Genomic DNA, 25171 nt, shown 5'->3' on the forward strand with positions numbered 1-25171 from the left:
CGGAGAGATGAAGGAGTTCAAGCTCCCCGACGTGGGGGAGGGCCTCACCGAGGCGGAGATCGTCCGCTGGCACGTGAAGGCCGGGGAACCGGTCAAGGTCAACCAGATCATCGTGGAGATCGAGACCGCCAAGGCCGTCGTCGAGCTTCCCTGCCCGTTCGAGGGCGTGGTGGCCGCGCTGATGGCGGACGAGGGCGAGGTGGTGGACGTCGGCAGGCCGATCATCTCGGTGGACGACGGCACGGGCGCCTCTCCGGCTCCCGCCCAGACCCCCGCTCAGGCCACGGCCCCTGACGGGGCGGCGGTGCGGACGGAGGCCCTCGCCGACGACATGGTGCCGACCCCGCCGGCCGAGGTCCGGCAGCCGGTGCTGGTGGGGTACGGCGTGAAGCCGGGCACGGCCAAGCGTCGTCCCCGCAAACCGGTCTCGCCCGGCTCGTCCCCCGCGGCGGGGGCGACGCGGCCCGAGGAGGGTACGGCGGATGCGTCCACGGGGACGGCGTCCACGACGAGGGCCGCCGAGCCGGCGCCGTCCGGTGTGAACGGTCCGGCTCGTCCCGGTATGAACGGTCCTGTCTCGTCCGGTGTGAACGGTCCTGGTCCGGCCGGTCCCGGGGTGGCCGGTCCCGGCGCGGGTCCGGTCTCGTCACCGGGGAAGATCGCGGTTCTGGCGAAACCCCCGGTACGGAAGCTCGCCAGGGACCTGGGGGTCGACCTGGCCTCCCTGGTGGGGACGGGCCCGCACGGCTCGATCACCAGGGGTGACGTCCAGGCCGCTCTCGACGCCGCCCCCATCCCCGGGGACGCCGTCGAGACCGGGCTCACCCCCGGGAACGACGTCAGGGCACGAGTACCGGCCGCGACCTGGGAGGACGAGGAGCGAATCCCGATCAAGGGGGTGCGGAAGGCGACCGCGCAGGCGATGGTGTCCTCCGCGTTCACCGCGCCACACGTGACGGAGTTCCTCCAGGTGGACATGACGGCGACCATGGACGCGGTCCGGCGTCTTCGCGGGCTGCCCGACTTCGCCGAGGTCAAGGTCTCCCCGCTGCTCATGGTCGCGAAGGCGGTGCTCGTCGCCGCCCGTCGTCACCCGATGATCAACTCTGCCTGGGACGAGGCCCGCCAGGAGATCGTGGTCAAGCACCGCGTCAACCTGGGCATCGCCGCGGCCACCCCGCGCGGCCTGCTCGTTCCCAACGTCAAGGACGCCCACCGCCTGTCGCTGCCCGACCTGGCCGCCGCCCTCGGAGCCCTCGCCGAGACCGCGAGGGCGGGCCGTACCCAGCCCGCCGACATGGCGGGGGGGACGATCACGATCACGAACGTGGGTGTCTTCGGGGTGGACGCGGGCACCCCGATCCTCAACCCGGGGGAGTCGGCGATCCTGGCCTTCGGGCAGGTGAGGGAGATGCCGTGGGTGGTGGACGGGCAGGTCGTGCCGCGCAGGGTCTGCACGCTCGCCCTCTCGTTCGACCACCGGGTGGTGGACGGGCAACTCGGCTCGCTCTTCCTGCGAGACGTCGGCGCCATGCTTGAGGACCCTCTCCGCATGCTCGCCTGGGCCTGACCCCGTGACCCCGTGACTCCGTGACGTGGTCTCCCCCTCCTCCCACGGAGGGGGAGACCACGTGCGCGTCCTCTCCCGCCGCGGTGAGAACTCCCTCCCGCGCCCGAGAGCGCGGATTTCCCGCGGCCGCGAGCGTCTCTTCCCCGCGCGGGTAAGGGCTCTTTCCCACCTGTCAGGAGGGATGGGGCCCTTCCCACATGTCCGTGAGGGCGCCTTTCCCTTCGTGCCCGTCGGGAAAGTGGGGTGGGAGAGAGAGGGGCGATATACCCCCGGTGCTCGCCTTCCCTTTCCCGGCTTCACAAGTCGATTACCTCGGTGGGAAAACGAGGGGGCGCCTCGGGAGGGTCCGTACCGAACAGCCGGGACGCGGTGCGAGCCGTCACCCGGCCGGTAATGGGAAACCCCTTTTTTCTCCTGCGGATCGATCTTTAAGGTGCGCTTCCCCGGCTCCGGCGGGGCGGCGGAGCGATGCCGGGAAGCCGAGGCGGTCTTTACTCGCGATCCGTTTGCGGCCTTTACGAATCGCTTGGCGAAACATCTTGAATGCGTGATAAATGTGGCGGTTTGTCCGGGTATGAGAGTTAGTGTCGTGATTGGTAAGCGCGACGAGCTCAATGCGAAGGGGGAAGCCATGTCTTTCAAGCAGCTCTTCCCGGCGGGCCGTTATCTGGACTGGGGAGGCGGCTGGGGGTGCTGCCGTCGCCGCCGCCGCTGTGGATGCCGCTGCGGTGGTTGCGGCGGCTGCGGAGGGTGCGGTGGCGGATGGTGGTGGTGAGCCGGATCCGGTGCTAGCGGAAACAAATGAGAGCCGGCGGGTCAACCGTCGGCTCTCATTCTCAGAGTCGCTCTCGCCCCACGGGGCGAGGGCCACCGTACGCCGTCCTCCGGTGGCACCCACGGTCTCCATCCGCAGGACCTTCCGGGAGTTCTGGCCGTACACCCGCGGCCTCCGCCGTCTGCTCGTGGCCGGTGGCGTGCTCGCCGTCGTCGCGGCCGTCTGCGAGGTCGCCGCGATCGGCCTGTTCGGGTACATCACGGACGAGGTGCTCAGCAGGCAGAACCTGGGGGCCTTCTGGCTCCCCGCCGCCGCCTGGCTAGGCCTCGCGGCCGTCGCGGGTCTGGTCTCCTTCGTGGGGTCCTACCTCACCGCCCTGGGCGGCGAACGCTTCCTGCTGAGGTTGCGCGACAGGGTGTTCGAGCACATCCAGACGCTCACGCCCGACTTCTTCGACAACCGCCGCCTGGGCGACCTGATGGCGAGGCTCACCGACGACATCGAGGCGATCGAGGAACTCGTCGGCTCCGGCCTGGTCAAACTCTTCACCACGCTCGTCAGCGTCGTCTTCTTCGCCGGTGCCGCCTTCTACATCAGATGGGACCTGGCGCTGCTGACGTTCCTGCTGGTCCCGGCCTTCCTGCTGGTCGCCAAGGGTTTCGCGAGCAGGTTCAGGATCGTGTCGGCGCGTGAGCGGCTCAGCAACGGGATCATGAACAGCGTCATCGAGGAGAGCCTGTCCAACCAGTCGCTCGTCCAGGCGTACAACCGCCAGGGCGCCGAGGCCGAGCGGCTGCACTCCGAGGGACACACCTGGATGCGGGCGAACGTGGCGCAGGCGTGGCTCTCCTCCCTGTACGGCCCCGTCGTCCAGGTCATCGAGACCGCCTGCCTCGTCATCATCCTCGGGTTCGGCGCCTGGGAGATCTCCTCGGGGCGCCTCACCATCGGCGGTCTCCTCGCCTTCGCCGCCTACCTCGCCTACCTCTACCCGGCGGTGCAGAGCCTGGGGCAGATCGCCCTCACCGTCTCCGAGGCGGCGGCGGGCTCCGACCGTGTCATCGAGATCCTGACGACCCGGCCGACCGTCGTCGATCGCGACGACGCCGTTCACCTGGGGCGCGGACGGGGCCGCATCGAGTTCCAGGGAGTCGGCTTCACCTATCCGAACAGGAGAAGACCCACGCTGCGGGACCTGTCCTTCACCGTCGAACCCGGAGAACTGGTCGTGTGCACCGGGCCGAGTGGCGTGGGCAAGTCCACGCTCGCGAAGCTGCTGCTGCGCTTCCACGACCCCACCGCAGGACGCGTCCTCCTGGACGGGATGGACCTCCGGGACCTGTCGCGCGAGTCGCTGCGTGACAACATCACCATCCTGCAGCAGGAGAGCCTGCTCTTCTCGGGGACCGTACGCGAGAACATCGCCTACGGAAGTCCCGGCGCCGACCTGGACGCCGTCGTGCGGGCCGCCGTGCTGGCGGACGTCCATGACTTCGTCACCACGCTCCCTCTCGGGTACGACACTCCGATCGGGCAGCGCGGCCGGTTGGTGTCGGGCGGGCAGCGCCAGCGGATCGCCATCGCGAGGGCGATCCTGCGCGACGCTCCCGTCCTCGTCCTCGACGAGCCGATGACGGGCCTCGACGCGCCCACGGCGGCGCGGATCATGGAACCGCTCAAGAGGCTCATGGCCGGGCGCACGACCATCCTGATCACCCACGACCTCAGGTTCATCCCCGAGGCGGCCCACAAGATCGTGCTCGAAGCCGTGCCGAGACGCTCCGGCCGGATAAGGATCAAGGCCGCCGGACGCCGTCGAGGGTCCACATCGCGTCCCGCGTGATATCGGCTCCCGTGCCGTGGGGGCGCCGCCGCGTCCCGGCGCGTCTGGCCGTACGCTGGCCGGGCGCTCAGGGCACCTGGGATACCCGAGGGAAGGGAAGATCATGTTTCGGCATGTCGTGCTGTTCACCTGGACGGAAGAGGCCACCGAGGAGCAGAGGGCCAGGGTCGCCACGGAGCTCGCCAAGCTGCCCGGAGCCATCACCGAGATCCGCTCCTACACCATCGGCTCCGACGCGGGCGTGAACCCCGGCAACCACCAGTTCGCCGTCGTCGCGGACTTCGACAGCGCCGACGACTTCCTCGTCTACCGTGACCACCCGCTGCACCAGGCCGCGGTCGTCGATCACATCAAGCCGATCGTGGCCTCGCGGGCGGCGGTGCAGTTCGAGGTCTAGGACGGCACAACCCGAGACCCCCGGGGGTCCTAGACCTCCGGTGGGTGGTTCTCGCGGTGCATCAGGCGATCCTCGGACGTGTGCCCGCGCTTGGGGGACATCACGATGCTCAGCACGATCCCGACAGCGCCGACGATCATGAAGATCAGGCCGATCACGTCGATGTGCACCGCCTCGCCGAGGACGTCGGGATCGATGGCGAAGCGGAGGATGGCGCCGAGCGTGAGAAAGAAGATGCTGACCCCGACACCCATGAGTTCCTCCGGGTAAAGGCTGTACGCCAGGCAAAGAGAGAGTCCGGGATTGGTCATACCCTTTCCGGCGTGATCACACCACCGAGAAGGACCTTGTCTGCGGCGGTGGGTCCCGACGAGCCCAGCCACACCGGCACCCCGAGGGCCTCGGCCACCGCCGCGGGCCAGTCGTCGATCCCGTCGGCGTAGCGCGGCCCGGCCCCCGTCAGCGGTTCCAGAAGCCGTTCCGTCAGCCGGGCCTGCCCGTCGAGGTCGCCCGTCACGCCCACGGGAAGCTCGCCGATCTCGTACGAGACGCACATCCGCGACACCGGCGCGTCCAGGTGGGTGAGCGCGAGGGCGTCTGCCCCGCCGCAGACCGCGAGCGCGTAGCGGTGGGCCACCGCGTCGAAGTGGCCGGCGCGGAAGGGGCCCTGCCAGGGGCCGGTCCCGTTGTGGGCCTCGGGCAGCGCGAGGTCCGCGTCCTCGGTGACGAGCGGTCCCGGGCCGTGCCGCGGGGTGTAGGTCCGCAGCACGCCCAGCCGCGTGGCGGGCACCCCGTCGAGCAGTTCCAGCGCGTTGGCGAAGGTCGTCGTGCTCCAGGTGGTGTACGGATGGAAGCCGTGCCACTCGTCGAGCAGCACACCCTGGGCCCCCTCGAAGACCACGGGCCGCCTGCGCAGCAGCGCCGCCGTGAACGAGGAGCCGACCAGGATCACCCGCTCGGCGAACGCCCGGTAGGCGTCCACGCAGTCCGCCACGGGCGGCCCGCTCCCGCCGAGGGCGTCGCGGAGCGCACGCAGCTTGCGGGTGAGCCGGACAGGTTCCTCGCAGTCGCCCGCGACCGGCGCGAGATCGGGGTGCTCCAGGGCGTAGGCCATCGTCTCCCCGACGCCCATCCCGCACGACCCGTGCCGGTCCTCACCGCGCGCCAGCTCCCTGGCCCGCCCCGCCGCCACGTGGTACGGCGTGGCGAGCAGGGCGTCCCGGTCCACGGTGAGCAGGCGGAACGGGTCGGGGACGCCCAGCGCCTCCAGATGGGCCGCCTCCCCGGCCAGCGAGAGCGGATCCACGACCATGAACCTGGACAGGTGGGTCGGCACTCCTCTGAACGTGCCCGACCCGAACTGCGCGAACGTGTGGTGTCTCCCGTCGGGCAGGACGACGTTGTGCCCCGCCTGCGCGCCCCCGTTGAACCTGACGACCGCCTGGACGGGCTCGCGGGCGCAGAGCCAGTCGACGACGGTGCCTTTTCCCGCGTCGCCGTACCCGAGGTCGGTCACGATCACGTGCTCACGCATACGGCCATCCGTTCACCCTCGTCTCCCCTTCTTCTGCTTCTCTTCCGGACGAGCCGTTCTCCGGCCGGTCTCTTCAGCCGGTAGCCCTTGCCGGCCCCTCCGTCGGAACCGTTGGAGCCGTCGGTTTCCTCGGCCGGAGGCTCTTCGAAAGTCCCTGCCGGAGGCTTCTCGAAGGTTCCCGTCACCGGAGGCACCGGGACGGTCGCCCCCGTCGAGGCCCGTCGAGGCCCGTCGAGGTTCCTCCCCGGCGGGTTTCGTCCCGCCGGGGAGGAACCGTCTCCCTTCGTGGTGGCACTCCCCGCCGCTTTCGCGGTGGCCGCCGCACGGCGGGGAGGTTCTCAGAGCCGCATCACGCCGCTGTCGCCGCCCAGGTCGAGCCCGTCGGACACCACGAGGGCGCCCCGGTCGAGCTTGGCGAGGGCCTTGCCCACGGCGCTTCCGGCGTTCGAGCCGATCTCGTCGAGGTCGTCCAGACCTTCTCGCAGGTCGATGGCGTCCTCGCCGAGGCCGACGGTGAGCGCGATGGTCTCGCAGACCGCGTCCAGGTCGTCCAGCTCCAGCACGTTCTGGCCGAGCAGTTCGCGCCAGGCGGCGAGCACCCGGCCGTCCCCGGCGTAACTCGATCCGGCGGGGAGAATGTAGTAGACGTCGTAGATCCTGGTCAGCTCGGCGACGAGGTCCTTGGTCGGGATGTCGCGCTGGAGCCGCTCGCCGACCACCTTCTCGACCTCGCGCCGCTTGACCTGCGGATAGGGCAGCTCGTCGCCGATGATGAACAGGTAACCCCGGCGGCCACGCTTCTCGAAACAGTCGATCGAGGTGTGCCTGGCCATGAAGTACATCGCCAGCTCGTACGACTCGGACATCTGGCCGCCGCCCCCGCCTTCGAGCAGGATCTTGCCCAGGTGCTCGTCCATCCGGTTGTCGGACTCGAACTGGCCCACCTGAAGGGGAGCGCGGTCGCAGGTGGCGTCGCCGATCGCGCCGAAGAGGATCTGCGGGTCGGTGGCGTACCCCTTGCGGAGCAGCAGTCCGAGCAGGTCGGGCAGCTTGGTCTGGAGGGTGCGGGGCACCCCGCGCATCGAGCCGGTCACGTCGAACAGGACGGCCACGGCGAGGGAGTTGGGGTGCTCGGCGGAGTCGCGGCTCTCGCGGAGCGCGACCTTGTGCGGGTCGAGGTCGGGGTGAGCGGAGCGGGCGCCGCTGTCGCTGTAGGCGAAGGCGCTCGAACCCTTGGCCGCGCGGTAGCTCGCGGCGGCGGAGTAGACGTCGGTGGACCAGATTCCGCTTCCCACGGGGGATCTCCTCGGATCAGGTGGAACGTTCTATGAGGTCGTTCCTGAGGTCGTCAAGGTCGTTTCGAAGGTCGTTCTGGGAGTCGAAGGTTTCGAGAGTCGAAGGTTTCGAGGGTCGGAGTTTTCGAGGGTCAGAGATGGAGCGGCCGGTATTTCCTCGGCCCGTACAGGTCGTCGAGCAGCTCGTCGAGCTCTCCCAGGAGCCGCCAGGCGTCGTTCGGCGGGCTGAGCAGGCTGCCCCGGACGAAGTGCCTGACCGGGGTGGGGACGCGGTCGCCCATGAGGGCGGCCACGCAGCGGGTGGCGAGGTGGATGTCGGTGGCCGGGGTCGCGGGCTTCCTGTCCAGGACCCAGGGCGGATAGTCGTCGCGGTGCCTGGCCACCAGGGCGGTGATCGGAGTGCCAAGCGGGACCGACTGGCTCCAGTCGACGAGCACCAGGCCGTGGTCGAGCGGGTGGACGAGGACGTGGTGCCCGAACACCGCCCCGTGCACGACCCCCGCCCGGTGAGCCGCGCCGACGGCCACCAGCAGCCGCCGCCAGATCCACGCCGCGTCCCGCACGTCCAGCACCGGCCGGCGCCGCCGGACCTCCTCCAGGCTCAGGAACCCGTCCGGCACCCGGCTGATCACGTTGGCCTGCCGCTCGACCCCGTCGGACCGGTGCCGGAACGACTCCACCAGACGGGGGACGTACGGCAGGAGCAGCGGGTCGCCGTCGTGCGCGATCGTCTCCAGCGACTCCGCCTCACGGCGCATGAGGTCGTTGTCCGCGTGGCTGCGCGGGAGCTTGAGCAGCGTGTCGGTGCCGCTCTCGTAGAGCACGGCCGTCGCGCCCCGCCGGAAGACGCCCCCGATCCGGTAGGTGCCCCGCCTGGTGGTGATCACCACCTCCTTGGCCCGCTCCGAGGCTCCCTCGCGGGCCGCCCACAGCTCCGCCAGCCGGGTGAACGCCGCGGCGGCCTCCGCTCCCGGCGCGAGGTCGGGGTGGAGCAGCCTCGCGAGCCTCCGGTACGCCCGGTGGGGGGAGTCCCCGCCGAACAGGTCCTCGGGCGTGTGAGCGGCGGTCACCAGCGCGATCGCCTCGGCCGTGGTCATCGGATCTGCTCCTCCCTGGCCGGTCGCAACAGGGCGGGGTGCAGGAGCCGGGCGTCACCGGCCCGGTAGAGCTTGGCGCGCGGCCCGCCCCTGGCCCCGCCGCTCTCGGTGGTCTCGCCGGTGCTCTCCACGAAGCCGGGAACCGACAGGATCTTGCGGTGGAAGTTGCCCGCGTGCAGCTGCACCCCCCAGACCGTCTCGTAGACGCCGCGCAGCTCGGAGATCGTGAATCTCTCACCGGCGAACGCGGTGGCGAGCGGGGTGTACTCCAGCTTGCCGCGCGCCCGCTCCAGCCCGTGCGCCAGGATGCGGTCGTGGTCGAACGCGAGCTCGGGCAGCTTGTCGACCGAGTGCCAGGAGGCGTCGGCCGCGTCCGAGCCCGCCCGGGGATCGGGCAGGTCGGGGGCGAAGGCGAGGTAGGAGATCGACACGACCCTCATCCGCGGGTCACGCTCGGGCGCCCCGTAGCTGGCGAGCTGCTCGATGTGGATTCGGCCCAACGGCCCAGACAGGTCGGACAGCCCCGTCTCCTCGGCCAGCTCCCGCGCCGCGGCCTGTGGCAGGTCCTCTCCCGGCCGGATGAACCCTCCGGGTAGCGCCCACAGCCCCGCATGGGGTTGCTCGGCCCGCCTGATCAGCAGAACGCGCAACCCGCCCCCGCGAATGGTGAGCGCCACCACGTCGACCGTCACCGCGACCGCCGGGTATGCCCGAGGGTCATAGCCGGCGAGGAACTCCGATTCATCCATCCCATGTCCTTCTCAAGTTGAGACAAACTCAGTATGAGAATAACAGAGGGCCACTGTCAACAACTTCGCGGCGATCCGTCCTTGCGGAGAAGCGGAAAACGGACGAGGGACCGGCCCCGGGAGAGCGGGGCCGGTCCCTCGTCGTGCCTGCCGCGGGAGCAGGTGATCATGCGGCCTGAGCCGACGGGGATCGGGCCGGTGTCAGGCCGGGATGAGGCGGGTCAGAAGGCCTCTTCCGGCAGTTCCATCAGGTCCTGGTCCGTGGCGTCGAGCGTGCGGCGCTCGGCGGCGATGCGGGGCAGGACGGTCTGCGCGAAGAACGAGGCCGCGGAGACCTTGCCGCTGTAGAAGGCGTGGTCGCTCCCCTCGACGGTCGAACCGAGGGCGGCCAGGGCCACCTCGGCCTGGCGCAGCAGCAGCCAGCCGATCACCAGGTCGCCCAGGGCGAGCAGGAACCGGGTGGTGTTGAGACCGACCTTGTAGACCTCCTGCGGGGTCTCCAGCGAGCCGATCGCCCAGCCCGCCATCGTGTCGGCCATCGCCTTGACCTCGTCGGCGGCCTCGTCCAGGAGCTTGCGCCCCTCCTTCAGCCGCCCGTTGCCCGCCTCGGAGGCGGCGAAGGCCTTCACGTCCGCGTACAGCGAGCCGAGGGCGGCCCCCTGGTTGCGCAGGACCTTGCGGAAGAACAGGTCCAGGCCCTGGATCGCGGTGGTGCCCTCGTAGAGGGAGTCGATCTTCGCGTCCCTGATGTACTGCTCGATCGGGTAGTCCTGCAGGTAGCCGGACCCGCCCAGGGTCTGCAGCGAGCGGGCGAGCAGTTCGTACGAGCGCTCGGAGCCGACGCCCTTGACCAGCGGGAGCAGCAGGTCGTTCATCGCCTCGGCGTGCTCGTTCCTGCGGCCCTCGTGCTCGGCGAGCAGCACGTCGTCCTGGTAGGTGGCGGTGAACATGACCAGGGCGCGCATGCCCTCGGCGTACGACTTCTGGAGCATCAGCTCCCGGCGTACGTCCGGGTGATGGGTGATCGTCACGCGGGGGGCCGACTTGTCGGCCATCTGGGTGAGGTCGGCGCCCTGCACCCGCTGCCTGGCGTATTCGAGGGCGTTGAGGTAGCCGGTGGAGAGCGTGGCGATCGCCTTCGAGCCGACCATCATCCGGGCGTGCTCGATGATCATGAACATCTGCTTGATGCCCTCGTGCACCTCGCCGATGAGCGTGCCCACGGCCGGGTGCTCGCCGCCGAAGGTGAGCTCGCAGGTCGTGGAGACCTTGAGGCCCATCTTCTTCTCGACGTTGGTGACGTACACGCCGTTGCGCTCGCCGAGCTCGCCGGTCTCCAGGTCCACGTGGTACTTCGAGACCAGGAACATCGACAGGCCCTTGGTGCCGACGCCGTGCCCCTCGGGGCGGGCGAGCACGAGGTGGAAGATGTTGTCGGACAGGTCGTGCTCGGCGCTGGTGATGAAGCGCTTCACGCCCTCGATGTGCCAGGTGCCGTCGTCCTGACGCACGGCCTTCGCGCGGCCGGCGCCCACGTCGGAGCCGGCGTCCGGCTCGGTGAGGACCATGGTGGCGCCCCACTGCTTCTCGATGGCGAGCTCGGCGTAGCGCTTCTGCTCCTCGGTGCCGATCACGTGGAGCACGTGGGCGAAGGCCGGGCCGCTGGAGTACATCCAGATGGCCGGGTTGGAGCCGAGGACCATCTCGGCCAGCGCCCAGCTCACGCTGCTGGGCAGACCGGGGCCGCCGAGCTCGGCGGGGAGACTGAGGTTGGTCCAGCCGGCGTCACGGTAGGCGACGAAGGACTTCTTGAAGCCCTCCGGCATCGTCACGGTCCCGGTGGCGGGGTCGAACACCGGCGGGGTGCGGTCGCCCTCCTCGAAGGAGTCGGCGAGCACGCCCGTGGCGAGGCGGTTGACCTCGTCGAGCAGGCTCCGCACGACGTCCTCGTCCAGATCGGCGTAAAGACCGCTGCCCAGGATGTCCCGGCGTCCGAAGACCTCGAAGAGGTTGAACTCCAGGTCACGGACATTGCTCTTGTAGTGGCCCATGGGGTCTGCTCCTTGAAACCGGGGGATCCGGAACTTTCCATACTCGTCAGTAACGTTACCGGTAATGCTACCCGCGGGTAACCCCTAGAAAACACCCCTGACTGGGACGTTCATCACGCCTCCGTACTGCTGGAACGGTGCCCGGGCGACGCCGATCGACGGGGAGGGGAGAGCTCTTCTAGGCTCTTCCCATGGACGAGCAGTGGCGGGCCGACCTCGGGATGTGGGGCATTCCCGCGGAGATCGCGGCGAAGGCGCCGGCCGATCCCTGGGGCCACTCTCCCGCGAGGTTCGCCGAACGCACCGACCTCGCCCTCGCGGCCCCCGAGGGACCCACCCTGGCGCGGATCGCCGAGGCGCTCCCACCCGGCGGGAGCGTGCTGGACGTCGGCGCGGGGACCGGGGCCGCCTCCCTGCCGCTGGGCCGGGACCTCGGGCGGCTGATCGCGGTCGACACCTCGGAGGCGATGCTCGCCGAGCTGGCCGTCAGGGCCGAGGCGCTCGGCGTTCCCACCCTCGTCGTCAACGGCCGCTGGCCCGACGTGGCGGCGCGGACACCGGTGGCGGACGTCGCGGTCTGCGCCCACGTCGTCTACAACGTGCCCGAACTGGCGGGATTCCTTACAGAACTCACTCGCCACGCCCGCGCCCGGGTCGTCCTGGAGCTCACCGGCCGGCACCCGATGAGCTGGCTCAACCCCCTCTGGCAGCACTTCCACGGCATCACCCGCCCCAGCGGGCCCACGGCCCACGACGTGATCGCCATCGCGGAGGGCCTCGGCCACGAGGTTCGCCACGAGCGGCGCGTGGCCCCGCTGCCCCGCTTCACCCGCCTGGAAGACCTCGCCGAGAGCGCCTGCCGCAGGCTCTGCCTCGGACGGGAGCGGGCGGACGAGGTCATCGCGGCGGTGGTCGAGCTGGACATGTGGCCGGTGCCCCGCGACCAGTGGTTCACAATCTGGTGGGAATCAAAGTGAGGCCCGGCTACGTTCCACTGTCACAACGCTCAAAAGGAGCGTTTCCGGACGAGACGCGCCGTACCCGGTAGGCAAAGACGACGCTCCTGATCAAGGGGGAGTTGTCATGGCCTGGATCTTCATCGTGATCGCCGGTCTCTTCGAAGTCGCGATGGCGTACTCACTCAAGTTGAGCGACGGATTCTCCGTGCCACTGCCGAGCATCGGCTTCCTGGTTTTCGGCGCATTCAGCTTCGGCCTGCTCGCCCTGGGCCTGAAGACCCTGGAGGTCGGCACGGCCTACGCCGTCTGGACGGGCATCGGAGCCGTCGGCACCGCCACACTCGGCATCGTCGCCCTCGGCGAGGACGCGTCGGCCCTCAAGATCGCCTCGGTCCTGCTCATCGTCGCGGGCGTCGTCGGGCTCAACCTCGCCGCCGGCGGCCACTGACCGCGCACCCGGACGTCCCGGCGGGCTGTACGCGTACATCCGGCGCCACGATCCGCACGTTCGGCAACCCGATCCGCGCGCTCGGCGACCGGGCCGGTACGTCCGGTCATTCGACCGGCGAGAACCGAGAGGCGTACATCCGGTGACGTGACCCGTGCACCCGGCGACGTGACCGGCGAGAACCGAAACGCGTGGGTTCGACGGCGTGACCCGCCGGAACCGAACCGGGCTATCCGGAAACCTGCTTGACGGCTTTGGTGGTGTCGGGTTGGGTGGAGCGATGATTGACGTTCACTGCGTGACCTTCGACTGCGCCCAGCCGTACGAGCTGGCGACCTTCTGGCGCGACGCCACCGGTGGAAAGCTTCACCCGGATACGGAGAAGAACGACGACGAGGTCCTTCTCCAGGGAGGCAAGATCGACCTGCTGTTCATCAAGGTCCCCGAGGACAAGGCGGTCAAGAACCGCGTCCACCTGGACCTCACCGGCTCCGCGGGCACCACCCGTGACGAGGAGGTCGAGCGCCTGGCCGGACTCGGCGCCACGATCTCCGAGGACCACCGCGACCCCGAAGGCAGCGGCTGGGTCACGATGCTCGACCCCGAGGGCAACGAGTTCTGCGTCTGCCGCGCCGAGCACGAGAGGGTCTAGCGTCCCCGGACGCCCTTGGCCCGGTCACGCGGAAAGGCCCGGCCGGGCCGCGAGACCGGGCGACACACACGCCCCGGCCGCTCGCCGTGGCCCCTGAACACCCACCGGAGCCTGAACGTCCACCGGGCCCCTGAACACCCGCCGGGAGCCTGGACGTCCACCGGAGATCTTGAGCACTCGCCGGGGCCTTGAACGCCCGCCCGGGAGCCGGACGGTCACCCGGGAGCCGGACAGCCGGATCGTGGGGTTCAGCGGCCACCGGGGAGCGAGGTCTGGCCGCGTCCCTTGAGCGTGAGGGCGACGATCGCCGTGATCAGATAGACCACGACACCCCCCTGGAGCGCGTCCAGCGCCGCCCCGAACACGCCCTCGCGGTCGAGGACGAGCTGCACCGGATACATCAGGATCGCGGAGCCGAGCGCGGGATAGAGGGCGAACCTCCAGGGGTGGCGCAGCGCCCAGAGCCGGGCCTGCCGGGTGACCCGGTCGCCGACGTCGGGCTTGCTGACCGAGCCGATGGCCGCGATGAGCGAGAACAGGCCGATACCGACCACCATCGCCCACGTAAGATCCAGATCCCCGTCGAGCAGGTCCAGCCCCAGGCTGACCGCCGCCACCGCACCGCCGGTCACCGCCGCGGTCTTCCAGGGAGCACCGCGCAGCGCCGCTCCGGCGAGGGACATCTCGTCACGTCGAGTCAGTTCGTCGTTCATGCCTCCAGGGTGCCTCTCGTCTCCCCTTGCCCACATCGGGGAGTAACCCTGACTTGTTCCCTGAGTCGTCGACCCGGGACCGCCGGTCATTCCGTGGTGGTGCAGGGGGCGAGTTCGACCAGGTTGTCGTGGTAGACGGCGCCTCGGCCCATGTCGGCGTCGCGGGCGGCCACCACGGCGTTCGCCGTCGCGCCCCCCGGGCTGAGCTTGCGCCAGTGGCCCTTGGTGGACGCGACCACGCCGGGCCGTACCCTCTCGGTGATCTCGACCACGGCCTCGAACTCGCCCTCGTCGTTGAACACCCGCGCCCGCTGCCCCTCGCTCAGCCCTCTCCGCGAGGCGTCCTCGGGGTTGACCAGGACGCGCGGGCCCTTCGAGCGCCTCAGCAGCTCGGGGTTGTTGCCGAAGGTGGTGTTGAGGAAGGTGTGGGAGGCGGGCGTGATGAGCGCGAGCGGGTACGGCCCCGGCGCGGCCGTGGCCGTGTGCGGGGGGACGTAGGCCGGCCCCGAGCCGAACTCCATCCGGCCGGAGGGCGTCGGGAAACCGTCGGTGAACGGCACGAACGGCTGGGGGACGTTGAGGCGGACCCAGCCCTCCTTGCGCAGCCGGTCGAGGGTGATCCCATCCAACGACGGGTGCCCCGAGGTGAGCAGCTCCTCGGCCAGCTCCAGGTCGGAGTCGTACAGGGACGGTTCGGTGAGCCCCATGTGCCGCGCCAGGCGGCGGAACGTCTCGGTGGTGGACAGGCACTCGCCGGGCGGCTCGACGGCGGGCTCGTTCCACATCAGGTACATGTGCCCGTAGCCCGCGTGCAGGTCGGCGTGCTCGATCTGCATGGTGGCGGGAAGGACGATGTCGGCGTAGTCGACGGTGTCGGTCGGGAACTGCTCCATCACGACGGTGAACAGGTCCTCGCGCAGCAGCCGCTCGCGGATCCGGTTCTGGCCGGAGGTGGAGCCCATCGGGTTGGCCGCGTACACCCACAGGCACTTGACCGACTCGTCCAGCTCGTCGGCGAGCCGCGTCATCGTGAGCGTTCGGACAGGGCCGGGGAGCAAGTCGTCGCGGGTGTCGATGTTCAGGTGGATGTGCCCGCTGGTGGAGTACACGATCCCGCCGCCCGGGTGGCGCCAGTCGCCCGTCACGCCGGGGATGGAGGCGATCGTACGCATCGCGGTGCCGCCGCCCGCGTGCCGCTGCATGCCCATGGTGGCCCGGATGCCGGTGGGCCGCGTACGCGCCAGACGCGTCCCCAGGGCCCGGATGTCGGCCTCGGGCAGCCCGGTGATCTCCGCCGCACGCGCCGGAGGGTGGCGCAGGATCTCCTCGCGGAGGTTCTCCCAGCCGTTCGTGTGGTTCTCCAGGTAGTCGCGATCCTCGGCGCCCTCGGCGAGGACGACGTTCATCAGTCCCAGGGCGAGGGCGGCGTCGGTGCCGGGCCGGATCGGCAGGTGCTCGTCGGCCTGCTCGGCGGTGCGGGTGCGGATCGGGTCGATCGCCACCACGTGCGCCCCGGCCGCGCGGGCGTCCTGGATGAATTTCCACAGGTGGTGCCCGGTCGTCAGCGTGTTCGTCCCCCACAGCAGGATCAGTTTGGACAGCGCGAACGTCTCGGGATCCATGCCGCCCGGCGTGCCGTAGACCTGCTGCAGCCCGTGGTTTCCGGCCGAGGCGCAGATGTTCAGGAAGTGCTTCGACGCCCCGAGGACGTTCCAGAACCGCCTCCCGGCGATCCCCTCCGACCCCTGGACGTATCCCAGCGTTCCGGTGCCCACATAGGGCCAGATCGCCTCGCCGCCGTGCTCGTCGACGATGCCGCGCAGCCGTACGGAGATCTCCTCCAGGGCCTCGTCCCAGCTGATCCGCTGGAATCGGCCGGACCCCTTGGGGCCGACCCGCCGCATCGGGTGCAGGATGCGGTCGGCCGCCCTGGTGTGCTCCAGGTAGCGGTTCACCTTCACACAGAGCGCGCCACGGGTGTAGGGATGGTCCGGGTTGCCGCGCATCCTGACGGCACTGCCGTCCTGGACGGTCACCACCCAGGAACAGGTGTCCGGGCAGTCCAGCGGGCACGCCCCCAGCACTCGCAATTCGCCTGACGACATGTCCCGACTGTAGCCGCGCTCTCCGCGCGGGGTGCACGCGCGTTCCCCTCCGCTCCCCGCGCCCCGCTCCCCGCGCCCCGCGCCCCGCGCCCCGCGCCCCGCGCCCCGCTCCCCGCGCCCCGCGCCCCGCGCCCCGCGTCCCGGGTTCCGCGGTCCGCCCGGCCCTCCATATCCCGTCGTTTCCCGTGTCCGGCACCCCGCACCCTCGTGGCCGTACGCCACGCGGCCCCCGTGCTACCGGAGGAGGCCGCCGTGGTCGTGGTCGTGGCCGGATTCCAGGCCGCCCGCGCCGGCGCCCGGCCTGCCGGGGACGACGGCCCCCTTGCCGGGCACCCCGGGCACCCCGGAGCCCTTGGAACCCCTGGAGCCCAAGGAATCACCGGCGTTCGGCGGGTTGTTGGGAGCGTGGGGGAGGTCGTCGGCGTACCCGTAGGTGAACGCCGCCGCCGCGATCGCGCCGCTGTTCACCAGCAGGGCCTTGTCGTTGATGTTGGCGATGGTGTCGCACGCCTGGTGGTAGCACTTGTCGTACGCGACCCCGGCGGTGCCGCCGAACTTCTTGGCCTCCTCGGTGCTCTTGAGGCCCTCCGCGCCGGTGAACAGCCCGCCGGCGGGGATGCCGATCCCGATGAAGGGGCCGTAGTCGGATCGGCCGCTGAAGTCGGCGTCCTGGTACGGCTCGCCCACCGCCTCGAAGTACGCCTGGAGGAGCTTCTCGATCTGGCCGGAGCCGGGAGGAGGGGTCGCGCTGATCACGTTGCCCGACGAGTTGCCGTCGTAGATCCCGAAAACGTGGTTCGGTGAGGCGATCATGTCGAAGTTCAGGTAGAGCTTGACCTTCGCCCGCTCCGCGGGGGGCAGGGCGGACACGTAGTACTTCGACCCGAGCAGGCCCAGCTCCTCGGCGCCCCAGAAGGCGAAGCGCAGCCTGTTCTTCGTCCGCAGCGACTTCGCCGCCAGCGCCGTCTCCAGGACGCCGGCGGTGCCCGAGCCGTTGTCGTTGATGCCGGGGCCCATCATGACGCTGTCCAGGTGGGCGCCGAGCATGACGACCCTGTCGGGGTCACCCCAGGTGCTCTCGGCGATGAGGTTGCGTGTCCTGCGGTCGGGGGCGATCTCGGTCTGCACGACGAGTGCCACCGTCGTTCCCCGGGCGGCCAGTTGCTCACCGGTCGCGAAGTCGGCGCTGACGACCGGGATGCGCACGGTGGAGGTGTTGATCGAGCCGCCGAACAGACCCTTGTGGGTGTCGGCTCCCTCGGCCCGGCCGTCGTTGAAGATGATCACGCCGGACGCGCCGGCGGCCTCGGCCCGCTCCGCCTTGGCCTGGAAGCTGCAGGTGCCGCGCTGGATCAGCGCGATGTTGCCCCGGACGAATCTGGAGAAGTCGCTCGCCTCGCACCCCGAGGTGGATTCATGCCCCTTCTTCGGCGGCAGGACCAGATCGACCGCCTGCACCGGGGCCGTCACCTCCCCCGAGCCGGAGTACGTCATGGTCCTGAAGTCGGTGCCGGGAACGTACTTCTTGGCGAGGGGCCGTGTCCGCTTGAGCACGGGTGTCGCGACCTCGCGGAAGAAGGAGATCTTGAACTCCTGCGAGGTGAGCCGGTATCCGGCCTCGCGGAGCCTGTCCGCGACGTAGGCGAGCGAGGCGGCGTAGCCGGGTGTGGCCGCCGCCCGGTTGCCGCCGTTGGCGTCGGCGATGCTCTGGAGCCTCTCCAGGTGCCCCCTGAGGGCGGCGAGTTTGATCGACGCCCCGAACGCCTTCGCCTCCGGCGGCAGAGGGCTCCCGGTCGGCGGCGCGGAGTCGCCGCCCCCGGAAACAGGTGCCGCGCCGGCCGGGGTGACGGACCCGGCGGCTCTCTCGGAGTCGTCGCCTCCCGCGAGGGGTGCGGAGCCCTTTGTGACGGGTGCCACGTCTCCCGCGAGGGATGCCGCGTCGGCCACGACGGGTCCCGAGCCTCCCGTGACGGCTGCGGATGCGACGGGTCCCGGGCCTCCCGCGACGGGTGCCGCGTCGGCCGGGGCGGGGGTCGCGGCCGACACCGCGGCCAGGGACAGGACCGAGACCGCGGTGATCGCGGTCATCAACTTCCTGGGGACGACGGAAGGGGCTTTCCGCCCCTCGGACGCGACTCGGCGGGACGCGAGCGGGTGACGGAACATGGTGTTCAGCCTTCCAGTCCTTCACCCATCGAATTGATTGTTCTCGCAGGTAGAACGGTCAATTCTCCATCTGCGACAGGTACGCTGTGTTCGCCCTGTCCTCCTCGTCGAGGCTGAGACTCCCCGCGAACCAGGCGTCCAGGATCTCCCCGAGCAGGGGGGCGGAGGTCAACCGGAGGCTGATCGCCAGCACGTTGGCGTCGTTCCAGCGACGTGCCCCGTCCGCCGTGACCGCGTCCGCGCACAGCGCGGCCCGTACGCCGGGCACCTTGTTCGCCGCGATCGACGCGCCGTCCCGGTCCAGCAGCACACGATCGCCTGATCGGCCACCCCCGAGGCCACGTCTCCGGCGGCACGCGCGCAGCACCACGCCCAGTCGGCCCGCTCGTCGGCCAGGGCGCCGTGAGGTATCACCATGTGGCCTCGTTTTTCGATTTCGGAGACCAAGATGGAGGCCACACCGTCAAGACTGTCAGAGGCGACCGAGATGCGCATGACTCTGATTGTGAACACTCAACGAGAAGATCGGTGACGCACCTGTAATGCGGAACATGCAGAATCGCAGGCGGTGACGGAAATCAAGGAACTGGACGAAACGGCGTCCGTCGACGGCACACGGCCGCCGGCAGACGGCGATCTCGCCGTGCACGTCGTCGAGCCGCTGCTCCCGCAGCGGATCCGCCGTCCCTCCGACCTGCTGCGGTTCCTGGCGACCCTGCTCGTGCTCACGGCCGTGGTCCTGCTCGCCCTCGTCGCCAAGAAGACCCTGAACGGCCTGGAGGGCGACGTCGCCGACGGCACCAGCCGGGCACCGTTCCTGCTCAGCGGTCTGGCCGGGGTGCTGAGCGCGTCGGCGATGCTCGGCGTGCCCGTCGCCTTCGCCATCGAGAGAGTGCTGCACCGCGACGGACTCAGGGTGGCCGAGGGGCTCTTCGCGGCGATCGCCGCGATGGTGTTCTCCTTCGCGCTCGGAGAGTGGATCCTCAAGGCCGGTCCCGAGGACCTGCGGGTCCTGCTGACCGGCGGCCGGGCCGGGGTCGAGCCGATCAACACCCTGCTCACCCCGATCATCGCCTACGTCACCGCGGTGCGGATATCCCGCCGCCCCACCTGGCGGGCGGCCCTGTGGAGCGCGGTCGCGCTCAACGCCGTCGCCCTGTTCGCGGGGCTCGCCGCGACGATCCTCGGCATCGTCGTCTCCATCCTGATCGGGCTGGCCGTCGGCTACGCCACCCTGTACGGCGTGGGCAGCCCCAACACCCGCCCTCCGGGCAGCACGGTCGTCGCGGCGCTCCGCAAGCTGGGGTTCGCCCCCGTCAAGGCCCGCAGGCTCGACGACGACCACCAGAGCAGCCGCCGCTACGCCGTCGACCTCAGGGACGGCAGCCGTCTCGACGTCACCGTCCTCGACCGTGACCGCCAGGTCGCCGGTGTGCTCTACCGCCTCTGGCGGCGCATGCGCCTCAACACCGAGACCCGCCGCAAGGCCATCCGCTCGCTCCGCGCCGAGCTGGAGCGCGAGGCCCTCATGGCGTACGCCGCGCAGGCGGCCGGAGCGAGCACCCCCAGGCTCGTCGCCACCAGCGAGATCGGCAGCGAGGCCGCACTGCTCGCCTACGAGCACGTTCCCACCCGCGCGCTCGACAGCATCCCCGACAACGAGATCGACGACAACCTGCTCGCCCAGATCTGGGAGCAGGTCCTGCTGCTGCAGGTCCAGCGGCTCGCCCACCGGCGACTGACCGGCGACAGCATCCACGTCGACGGCGACGGCCGGGTCGTCCTGATGGACGCCCGAAGCGGCGAGATCGCCGCCGGTGACCTGCTGCTCCGTCTCGACGTCGCCCAGCTGCTCACCTACCTCAGCCTGCGCGTCGGCGCCCAGCGGGCGGTCGCCGCCGCCGCGGCCGTGGCCGGGTCCGGCGTGCTCGCCGACGCGCTCCCCCTGCTCCAGCGGATCGCGCTGACCCGCGAGACCAGGGCCGCGCTCACCAGGAACAAGGAACTGCTCACCGAGATCCGCGACCGGATCGTCGAGCTCAAGCCGAAGGTCGAGGCCGAGGAGGTGCGCCTGGAGCGCTTCCGTCCCCGGACCCTGATCACCATCATCGGCACCGCGTTCGCCGCGTACTTCCTGGTCTACTACCTGACCCAGATCAACCTCAACATGATCACGTCGGCCAAGTGGAGCTGGACCGGAGTGGCGCTCGCCGCGGCGATACTGAGCTACGTCGCCGCCGCCCTCATGCTGAGGGGGTTCGTCCCGGAGAAGCTGCCCCTCGGCCGTACCGTTCTCGCCCAGTTCGCCGGGTCGTTCGTCAAGCTCGTCGCGCCCGCCGCGGTGAGCGGGGTCGCGGTCAACACCCGCTACCTGCAAAAACGGGGTATCCCTCCGGGGCAGGCGGTGGCCAGCGTAGGGGCCTCCCAGCTCATCGGGCTCGTCTCCCACGTCGGCCTGCTGCTGCTTTTCGCCTACGTCACCGGTTCCAACACCGCCTCGTCGTTCACCCCGTCGCGCACGCTCGTGATCACGCTGCTCGCCGTGGCCGTACTGACCCTGGTCGTGTTGAGCGTCCCGCGCCTGCGCCGCCTGATCACCGCACGGCTCCGCTCACTGTTCTCCGGCGTCGTCCCGCGTCTGCTCGACATCCTCCAGTCACCTCAGAAGATCATCGAGGGCTTCGGCGGCACCCTGATGCTCACCCTGTCCTTCGTGATGTGCCTGGACGCCTGTGTCCGCGCCTTCGGGGGTTCCATCAACTTCGCCGCCGTCGCCATCGTCTTCCTCGCGGGCAACGCCATCGGCTCGGCCGCCCCGACCCCCGGCGGGCTCGGAGCCGTCGAGTTCTCCCTCACGGCCGGCCTCACCCTGGCGGGTGTGCCGCGCGAGGTGGCGGCCCCGGCCGTGCTGCTGTTCCGGTTGCTCACCTTCTGGCTGCCGGTCCTGCCCGGCTGGGCCTCGTTCACGTACCTGCAGCGAAACGAGGCGCTCTGACCCGATCCGCGTTCGTCTCGGGTCTCTGTAACGGCTTTCGAGAACGGTTCCGACGGGCGGAGGCCGCCGGTCACCTGGACCGGCGGCCTCCTCGGAAACGCGCGGACGGGCGGGACAGGTCAGACCTCGCTGGACCTGGCCCAGATGTTGATGCCCGCGTCGACCGCGTCCTTGTCGATCGTCTCCAGCTCCCTGTCGTCGAACGACAGGTTCTCCACCGCGGAGAGACTGTTCTCCAGCTGCTCGACGCTGCTCGCGCCGATCAGCACCGAGGTGACGCGCCTGTCGCGCAGCGCCCACGCCAGCGCCATCTGCGCCAGCGACTGACCGCGCCGGTTCGCGATCTCGTTCAGGATGCGGATGTGCCGCATCGTCTCGTCGGTGAGCATCTCCGGGGTGAGGAAGCGCCCCTGCGAGGCCCGCGACCCCTCGGGGATCCCGTTCAGGTAGCGGTCGGTCAGCATGCCCTGCGCCAGCGGCGAGAACGCGATGCAGCCCACGCCCTCCTCCTCCAGGACGTCGAGCAGCCCGCCCTCGATCCACCGGTTCAACATCGAGTACGAGGGCTGGTGGATCAGTAGCGGCGTGCCCATCTCCCGCAGGATCCGCGCCGCCTCCTTGGTGTGCTCGGGCGAGTAGGACGAGATGCCCGCGTACAGCGCCTTGCCCGACCGGACCGCGTGGTCCAGCGCGCCCATCGTCTCCTCGAGCGGGGTGTCCGGGTCGAACCGGTGGCTGTAGAAGATGTCGACGTAGTCGATCCCCATCCGCTCCAGCGACCGGTCCAGGCTGGAGAGCAGATACTTGCGCGAACCCCACTCGCCGTACGGGCCCGGCCACATGTCGTAGCCCGCCTTGGTGGAGATGACCAGCTCGTCCCGGTACGGGGCGAAGTCCTCGCGGAAGTGCCGCCCGAAGTTGGTCTCCGCGCTCCCGGGCGGCGGGCCGTAGTTGTTGGCCAGGTCGAAGTGGGTCACCCCCAGGTCGAAGGCCCTCCTGAGGATGTCCCGCTGGACCTCGAAGGACTTGTCGTCGCCGAAGTTGTGCCAGAGCCCCAGGGAGACGGCGGGCAGCTTGAGCCCGCTCTTGCCGACCCTGTTGTACGGCTGACGGTCGTCGTACCTGTCGTTCGCCGCGATGTACGTCACTGGGCCACCTTTGCCGTGTCGAGGATCCAGGAGAGGGTGAAGGCCTCCTCGCGCCAGGAATCGTACCTGCCGCTGCGGCCGCCGTGTCCGGCGCCCATCTCCGTCTTGAGCAGGAACGGCCCGCCGCGCGCCACCTCGCGGAGCTTCGCGACCCACTTGGCGGGCTCGTGGTAGAAGACCCGGGTGTCGTTGAGGCTGGTGATCGCGAGGATCGGCGGATACACCCGGCCGTCCACGTTCTCGTAGGGCGTGTACGACTTCATGTACGCATACACCTCGGGGTCGTGCAGCGGGTCGCCCCACTCGTCCCACTCGATCACGGTCAGCGGCAGCGACGGGTCGAGAATCGTGTTCAGCGCGTCCACGAACGGCACCTCCGCCACCACGCCCGCGAAGGTCTCCGGTGCGAGGTTGGCGACCGCGCCCATCAGCAGCCCGCCCGCGGAGCCACCCCTCGCGATGATCGCGCTCGACCAGCCGGAGGCGGAGAGGTGCTCGGCGGCGGCGACGAAGTCGGTGAACGTGTTCTTCTTCTGCTGGAACTTGCCGTTCTCGTACCAGTGGCGGCCCATCTCGCCGCCGCCCCTCACGTGCGCGACGGCGAAGACGAAGCCCCGGTCGAGCAGGCTGAGCCTCGCGACGGAGAACGAGGGGTCGATCGAGATCTCGTAGCTTCCGTAGCCGTACAGCACGGTGGGGGCGGGCCGCTCCGTGCCCTTTTTGACCACGATCGAGATCGGCACGCGGGTGCCGTCCGAGGCGGTCGCCCACTCGCGGAACTGCTCGTAGTCGGCCGGGTCGTAACCGCCCAGCACCACCTTCTGCTTGAGCAGGACCAGCTCGCCCGCGCCCAGGTCGTAGTCGTAGACCGACGGCGGGGTGATCATGCTGGTGTAGCCGAGCCGTAGCCGTCCCGTGACGAACTCCGGGTTGCCGGAAGGGGCGACGTCGTAGATCGGCTCGGGGAAGGGGATCTCGTACGCCTCCCCGCCGCGGGGCAGGATGCGGATGCCGGTGAGGCCGTCCCTGCGGAAGTGCACGACGGTGTGGCCCTCGAAGGCGTCGACGTCGAGCAGCCGGGTGTCGGCGCGGTGCTCGATGAGCGGCGTCCAGTCGCCGGGGGCGTCGAGGGGCGCGGTGGCCAGCTCGAAGTTCTCCGCGTTCCGGTTGTGCAGGACCAGGAAGTGGTCGCCCGCATGGTCGACGCCGTACTCGACACCGGTCTCCCGGGGCCTGACGACGCGGAACTCACCGGAGGGGTTGTCGGCCTCCAGGATGCGCACCTCGCTGGTGATCTTGCTTCCGGCGGAGAGGACCAGGTAGCGCTCGCTGCGGCTGAGCCCGATACCGACCCAGAACCGCTCGTCGGACTCCTCGTGGACGAGCACGTCGTCCTCGGCAGGGCTTCCGATCGTGTGCCGGTGGACCTGGTTGGGGCGCCACGCGTCGTCGACCGTCGTGTAGAAGAACGTCGTGCCGTCGGCGGACCAGGCGCCGCCGTAGAAGATGCCGGGAATCTCGTCGGGGAGGGTCTCGCCGGTGGCGAGGTTCTTCACCTTCAGGGTGAAGCGCTCGTCGCCGGTGAAGTTGGTCGAATAGGCCAGCAGGGTGCCGTCGGGGCTGACCGAGCTGGTGCCGATCGAGAAGAAGTCGGAGTCTCCGGCGAGCTCGTTGCCGTCGAGCATGACCTCCTCGCCGGGAAGCGACTCCCCGGCCTTCAGCTCGGGCGGCGTCTCGCCGTCCGCGGCCACCCGGCACTGGATGCCGTACTGCTTGCCCTCCTCCGTCCGCGAGTAGTACCACCAGCCGCCCTTGCGGGTGGGAACCGAGAGATCGGTCTCCAGGGTGCGTGCCTTGATCTCCTGGAAGAGCGTCTCCCGCAGGGGCTTGAGGTGGGCGGTCGCCTCCTGCGTGTAGGCGTTCTCCGCCTCCAGGTAGGCGACCACCTCCGGGTCGTCCTTGACCGTCAGCCACGCGTAGTCATCGACCACGGTGTCCCCGTGGTGCACGCGCTCGCTGGGAACCTTCTTCGCCGTCGGCGGCGTCTGGCTGCTCACTCGGCCGAGTCTATGTTTCCGCCGGTGCCTGTTCGGGTGTACCCGCTCGGTCGTCGCGCTTCGTTCCATTCGGTTTCGCCGGGTCCCCCTTGGCACTGCCTGTCTCGTTGGCGCTGTCCGTCTCGCTTGGCCGGTCCCTTCCGTGCGGGCGCGCTCGGCTGAGGGCCGAGGCCGCCCCGGGGGGCCGGGCCCCCAGCCCTCGGGGCGCCGGCTCGCCGGCTCCTCCCGGCTAGGGGAGTCCGGGGAATACGGCCGCGAGGTTCGTCGTTGTGTCCTGAGCGGTCCGCGAGGGCTGCTAATCTTTTGATGTCGGCGAGGTCCGGCGCAAACCACTCCAATCACTCCGGTGACTTCCGTATGGCTTGTGTCGTGTTCGTCGACAATCCCTTTGAAGCCAACGGCCTCGGAGATCGGTTCGCAGAGCCGCTCAGAGGCTGGTAAGTTTGAGGGGTTGCTCTGGAAACGGAGCCGCCTGAATTCCATCAGGATCTGCCAGATCGAATCAACCGGATTAAAACGAGCCGGTTTGACACGAAAAAGCGGGCCTGAAAGAATAAAGGCACAACGAAAGAACAGAATAAAACGAACGCCCCGGAGTTCTGCCGGACCGGTTGGTC

General features: G+C 69.9%; 18 protein-coding genes, 1 pseudogene and 1 riboswitch. Of the genes and pseudogenes, 7 read left to right on the plus strand and 12 right to left on the minus strand.

Annotation, left to right across the window (positions count from 1 at the left end; translation table 11 throughout):
* The first annotated feature begins 7 nt into the window (after positions 1 to 7).
* The 3 genes from AB0B96_RS38455 to AB0B96_RS38465 all read left to right on the plus strand — a co-directional run bounded on the left by AB0B96_RS38455 (position 8) and on the right by AB0B96_RS38465 (position 4585).
* Positions 8 to 1570 (plus strand): 2-oxo acid dehydrogenase subunit E2, encoded by a 1563-nt coding sequence (locus tag AB0B96_RS38455; RefSeq protein WP_362906943.1) that lies wholly within the window; start codon positions 8 to 10, stop codon positions 1568 to 1570.
* 887 nt (positions 1571 to 2457) lie between these two features.
* Entirely contained in the window at positions 2458 to 4188 is a 1731-nt protein-coding gene (locus tag AB0B96_RS38460) for an ABC transporter ATP-binding protein (protein ID WP_362906945.1), read from the plus strand.
* 103 nt (positions 4189 to 4291) lie between these two features.
* Entirely contained in the window at positions 4292 to 4585 is a 294-nt protein-coding gene (locus AB0B96_RS38465; RefSeq protein ID WP_362906947.1) for a Dabb family protein, read from the plus strand.
* 29 nt (positions 4586 to 4614) lie between these two features.
* Here the strand turns inward: AB0B96_RS38465 and AB0B96_RS38470 are convergent, their stop codons facing one another.
* The 6 genes from AB0B96_RS38470 to AB0B96_RS38495 form a co-directional block, all read right to left on the minus strand.
* Positions 4615 to 4839 carry a DUF6458 family protein gene (locus AB0B96_RS38470; protein WP_350950153.1) on the minus strand — a complete coding sequence of 75 codons (225 nt, stop codon included), beginning with the start codon at positions 4837 to 4839 and terminating at the stop codon, positions 4615 to 4617.
* 53 nt (positions 4840 to 4892) lie between these two features.
* Entirely contained in the window at positions 4893 to 6119 is a 1227-nt protein-coding gene (locus AB0B96_RS38475) for an adenylosuccinate synthetase (RefSeq protein ID WP_362906949.1), read from the minus strand.
* 338 nt (positions 6120 to 6457) lie between these two features.
* Positions 6458 to 7414 carry a hypothetical protein gene (locus AB0B96_RS38480; protein ID WP_350950155.1) on the minus strand — a complete coding sequence of 319 codons (957 nt, stop codon included), beginning with the start codon at positions 7412 to 7414 and terminating at the stop codon, positions 6458 to 6460.
* A 131-nt stretch (positions 7415 to 7545) separates the two neighbouring features.
* A complete protein-coding gene (locus AB0B96_RS38485; protein WP_362906951.1) occupies positions 7546 to 8511 on the minus strand; it encodes a lipopolysaccharide kinase InaA family protein in 966 nt (321 codons plus the stop codon).
* Complete coding sequence (locus AB0B96_RS38490) at positions 8508 to 9260, minus strand: NUDIX domain-containing protein (protein WP_362906953.1); 753 nt, start codon at positions 9258 to 9260, stop codon at positions 8508 to 8510. The genes AB0B96_RS38485 and AB0B96_RS38490 overlap by 4 nt, the downstream gene beginning before the upstream one ends.
* 221 nt (positions 9261 to 9481) lie before the next feature.
* Positions 9482 to 11311, minus strand: a complete 1830-nt coding sequence (locus tag AB0B96_RS38495; protein WP_362906955.1) for an acyl-CoA dehydrogenase — start codon at positions 11309 to 11311, stop codon at positions 9482 to 9484.
* Between the two features lie 191 nt (positions 11312 to 11502).
* Here AB0B96_RS38495 and AB0B96_RS38500 point away from each other — a divergent pair, with 191 nt between their 5' ends.
* The 3 genes from AB0B96_RS38500 (at position 11503) to AB0B96_RS38510 (ending at position 13370) form a co-directional block, all read left to right on the plus strand.
* Positions 11503 to 12288 carry a class I SAM-dependent methyltransferase gene (locus tag AB0B96_RS38500; protein WP_362906957.1) on the plus strand — a complete coding sequence of 262 codons (786 nt, stop codon included), beginning with the start codon at positions 11503 to 11505 and terminating at the stop codon, positions 12286 to 12288.
* Positions 12289 to 12309: 21 nt separating this feature from the next.
* Positions 12310 to 12375: riboswitch (guanidine-III (ykkC-III) riboswitch) on the plus strand.
* Positions 12376 to 12394: 19 nt separating this feature from the next.
* Entirely contained in the window at positions 12395 to 12718 is a 324-nt protein-coding gene (locus tag AB0B96_RS38505) for a multidrug efflux SMR transporter (protein ID WP_362906959.1), read from the plus strand.
* A gap of 280 nt (positions 12719 to 12998) precedes the next feature.
* Complete coding sequence (locus AB0B96_RS38510) at positions 12999 to 13370, plus strand: VOC family protein (protein WP_362906961.1); 372 nt, start codon at positions 12999 to 13001, stop codon at positions 13368 to 13370.
* 248 nt (positions 13371 to 13618) lie between these two features.
* Here AB0B96_RS38510 and AB0B96_RS38515 read toward each other — a convergent pair whose 3' ends face one another.
* The 4 genes and pseudogenes from AB0B96_RS38515 to AB0B96_RS38530 all read right to left on the minus strand — a co-directional run bounded on the left by AB0B96_RS38515 (position 13619) and on the right by AB0B96_RS38530 (position 18849).
* Positions 13619 to 14083, minus strand: a complete 465-nt coding sequence (locus AB0B96_RS38515; protein ID WP_362906963.1) for a hypothetical protein — start codon at positions 14081 to 14083, stop codon at positions 13619 to 13621.
* Between the two features lie 86 nt (positions 14084 to 14169).
* Entirely contained in the window at positions 14170 to 16188 is a 2019-nt protein-coding gene (locus AB0B96_RS38520) for a molybdopterin oxidoreductase family protein (protein ID WP_362906965.1), read from the minus strand.
* Between the two features lie 234 nt (positions 16189 to 16422).
* Positions 16423 to 18276 carry a M20/M25/M40 family metallo-hydrolase gene (locus tag AB0B96_RS38525; RefSeq protein WP_362906967.1) on the minus strand — a complete coding sequence of 618 codons (1854 nt, stop codon included), beginning with the start codon at positions 18274 to 18276 and terminating at the stop codon, positions 16423 to 16425.
* A 136-nt stretch (positions 18277 to 18412) separates the two neighbouring features.
* Positions 18413 to 18849 (minus strand): annotated as a pseudogene (locus AB0B96_RS38530) (RpiB/LacA/LacB family sugar-phosphate isomerase).
* Between the two features lie 73 nt (positions 18850 to 18922).
* On the opposite strand from AB0B96_RS38530, the gene AB0B96_RS38535 reads away from it, so the two are divergent.
* The gene (locus AB0B96_RS38535; RefSeq protein ID WP_362906969.1) at positions 18923 to 21349 is read left to right on the plus strand and encodes a lysylphosphatidylglycerol synthase transmembrane domain-containing protein; all 2427 of its coding nucleotides are present in this window, start codon (positions 18923 to 18925) and stop codon (positions 21347 to 21349) included.
* Between the two features lie 119 nt (positions 21350 to 21468).
* Here AB0B96_RS38535 and mgrA read toward each other — a convergent pair whose 3' ends face one another.
* Both mgrA and AB0B96_RS38545 read right to left on the minus strand, forming a co-directional pair.
* Entirely contained in the window at positions 21469 to 22497 is a 1029-nt protein-coding gene (mgrA, locus tag AB0B96_RS38540; RefSeq protein ID WP_350950169.1) for an L-glyceraldehyde 3-phosphate reductase, read from the minus strand.
* Entirely contained in the window at positions 22494 to 24554 is a 2061-nt protein-coding gene (locus tag AB0B96_RS38545) for a S9 family peptidase (RefSeq protein WP_362906972.1), read from the minus strand. Before AB0B96_RS38545 ends, mgrA begins: the two co-directional genes overlap by 4 nt.
* Between the last annotated feature and the right edge of the window lie 617 nt (positions 24555 to 25171).

The sequence above is a fragment of the Streptosporangium sp. NPDC049046 genome (assembly GCF_040649155.1).
In the GTDB taxonomy this organism is placed as follows: Bacteria; Actinomycetota; Actinomycetes; order Streptosporangiales; family Streptosporangiaceae; genus Streptosporangium.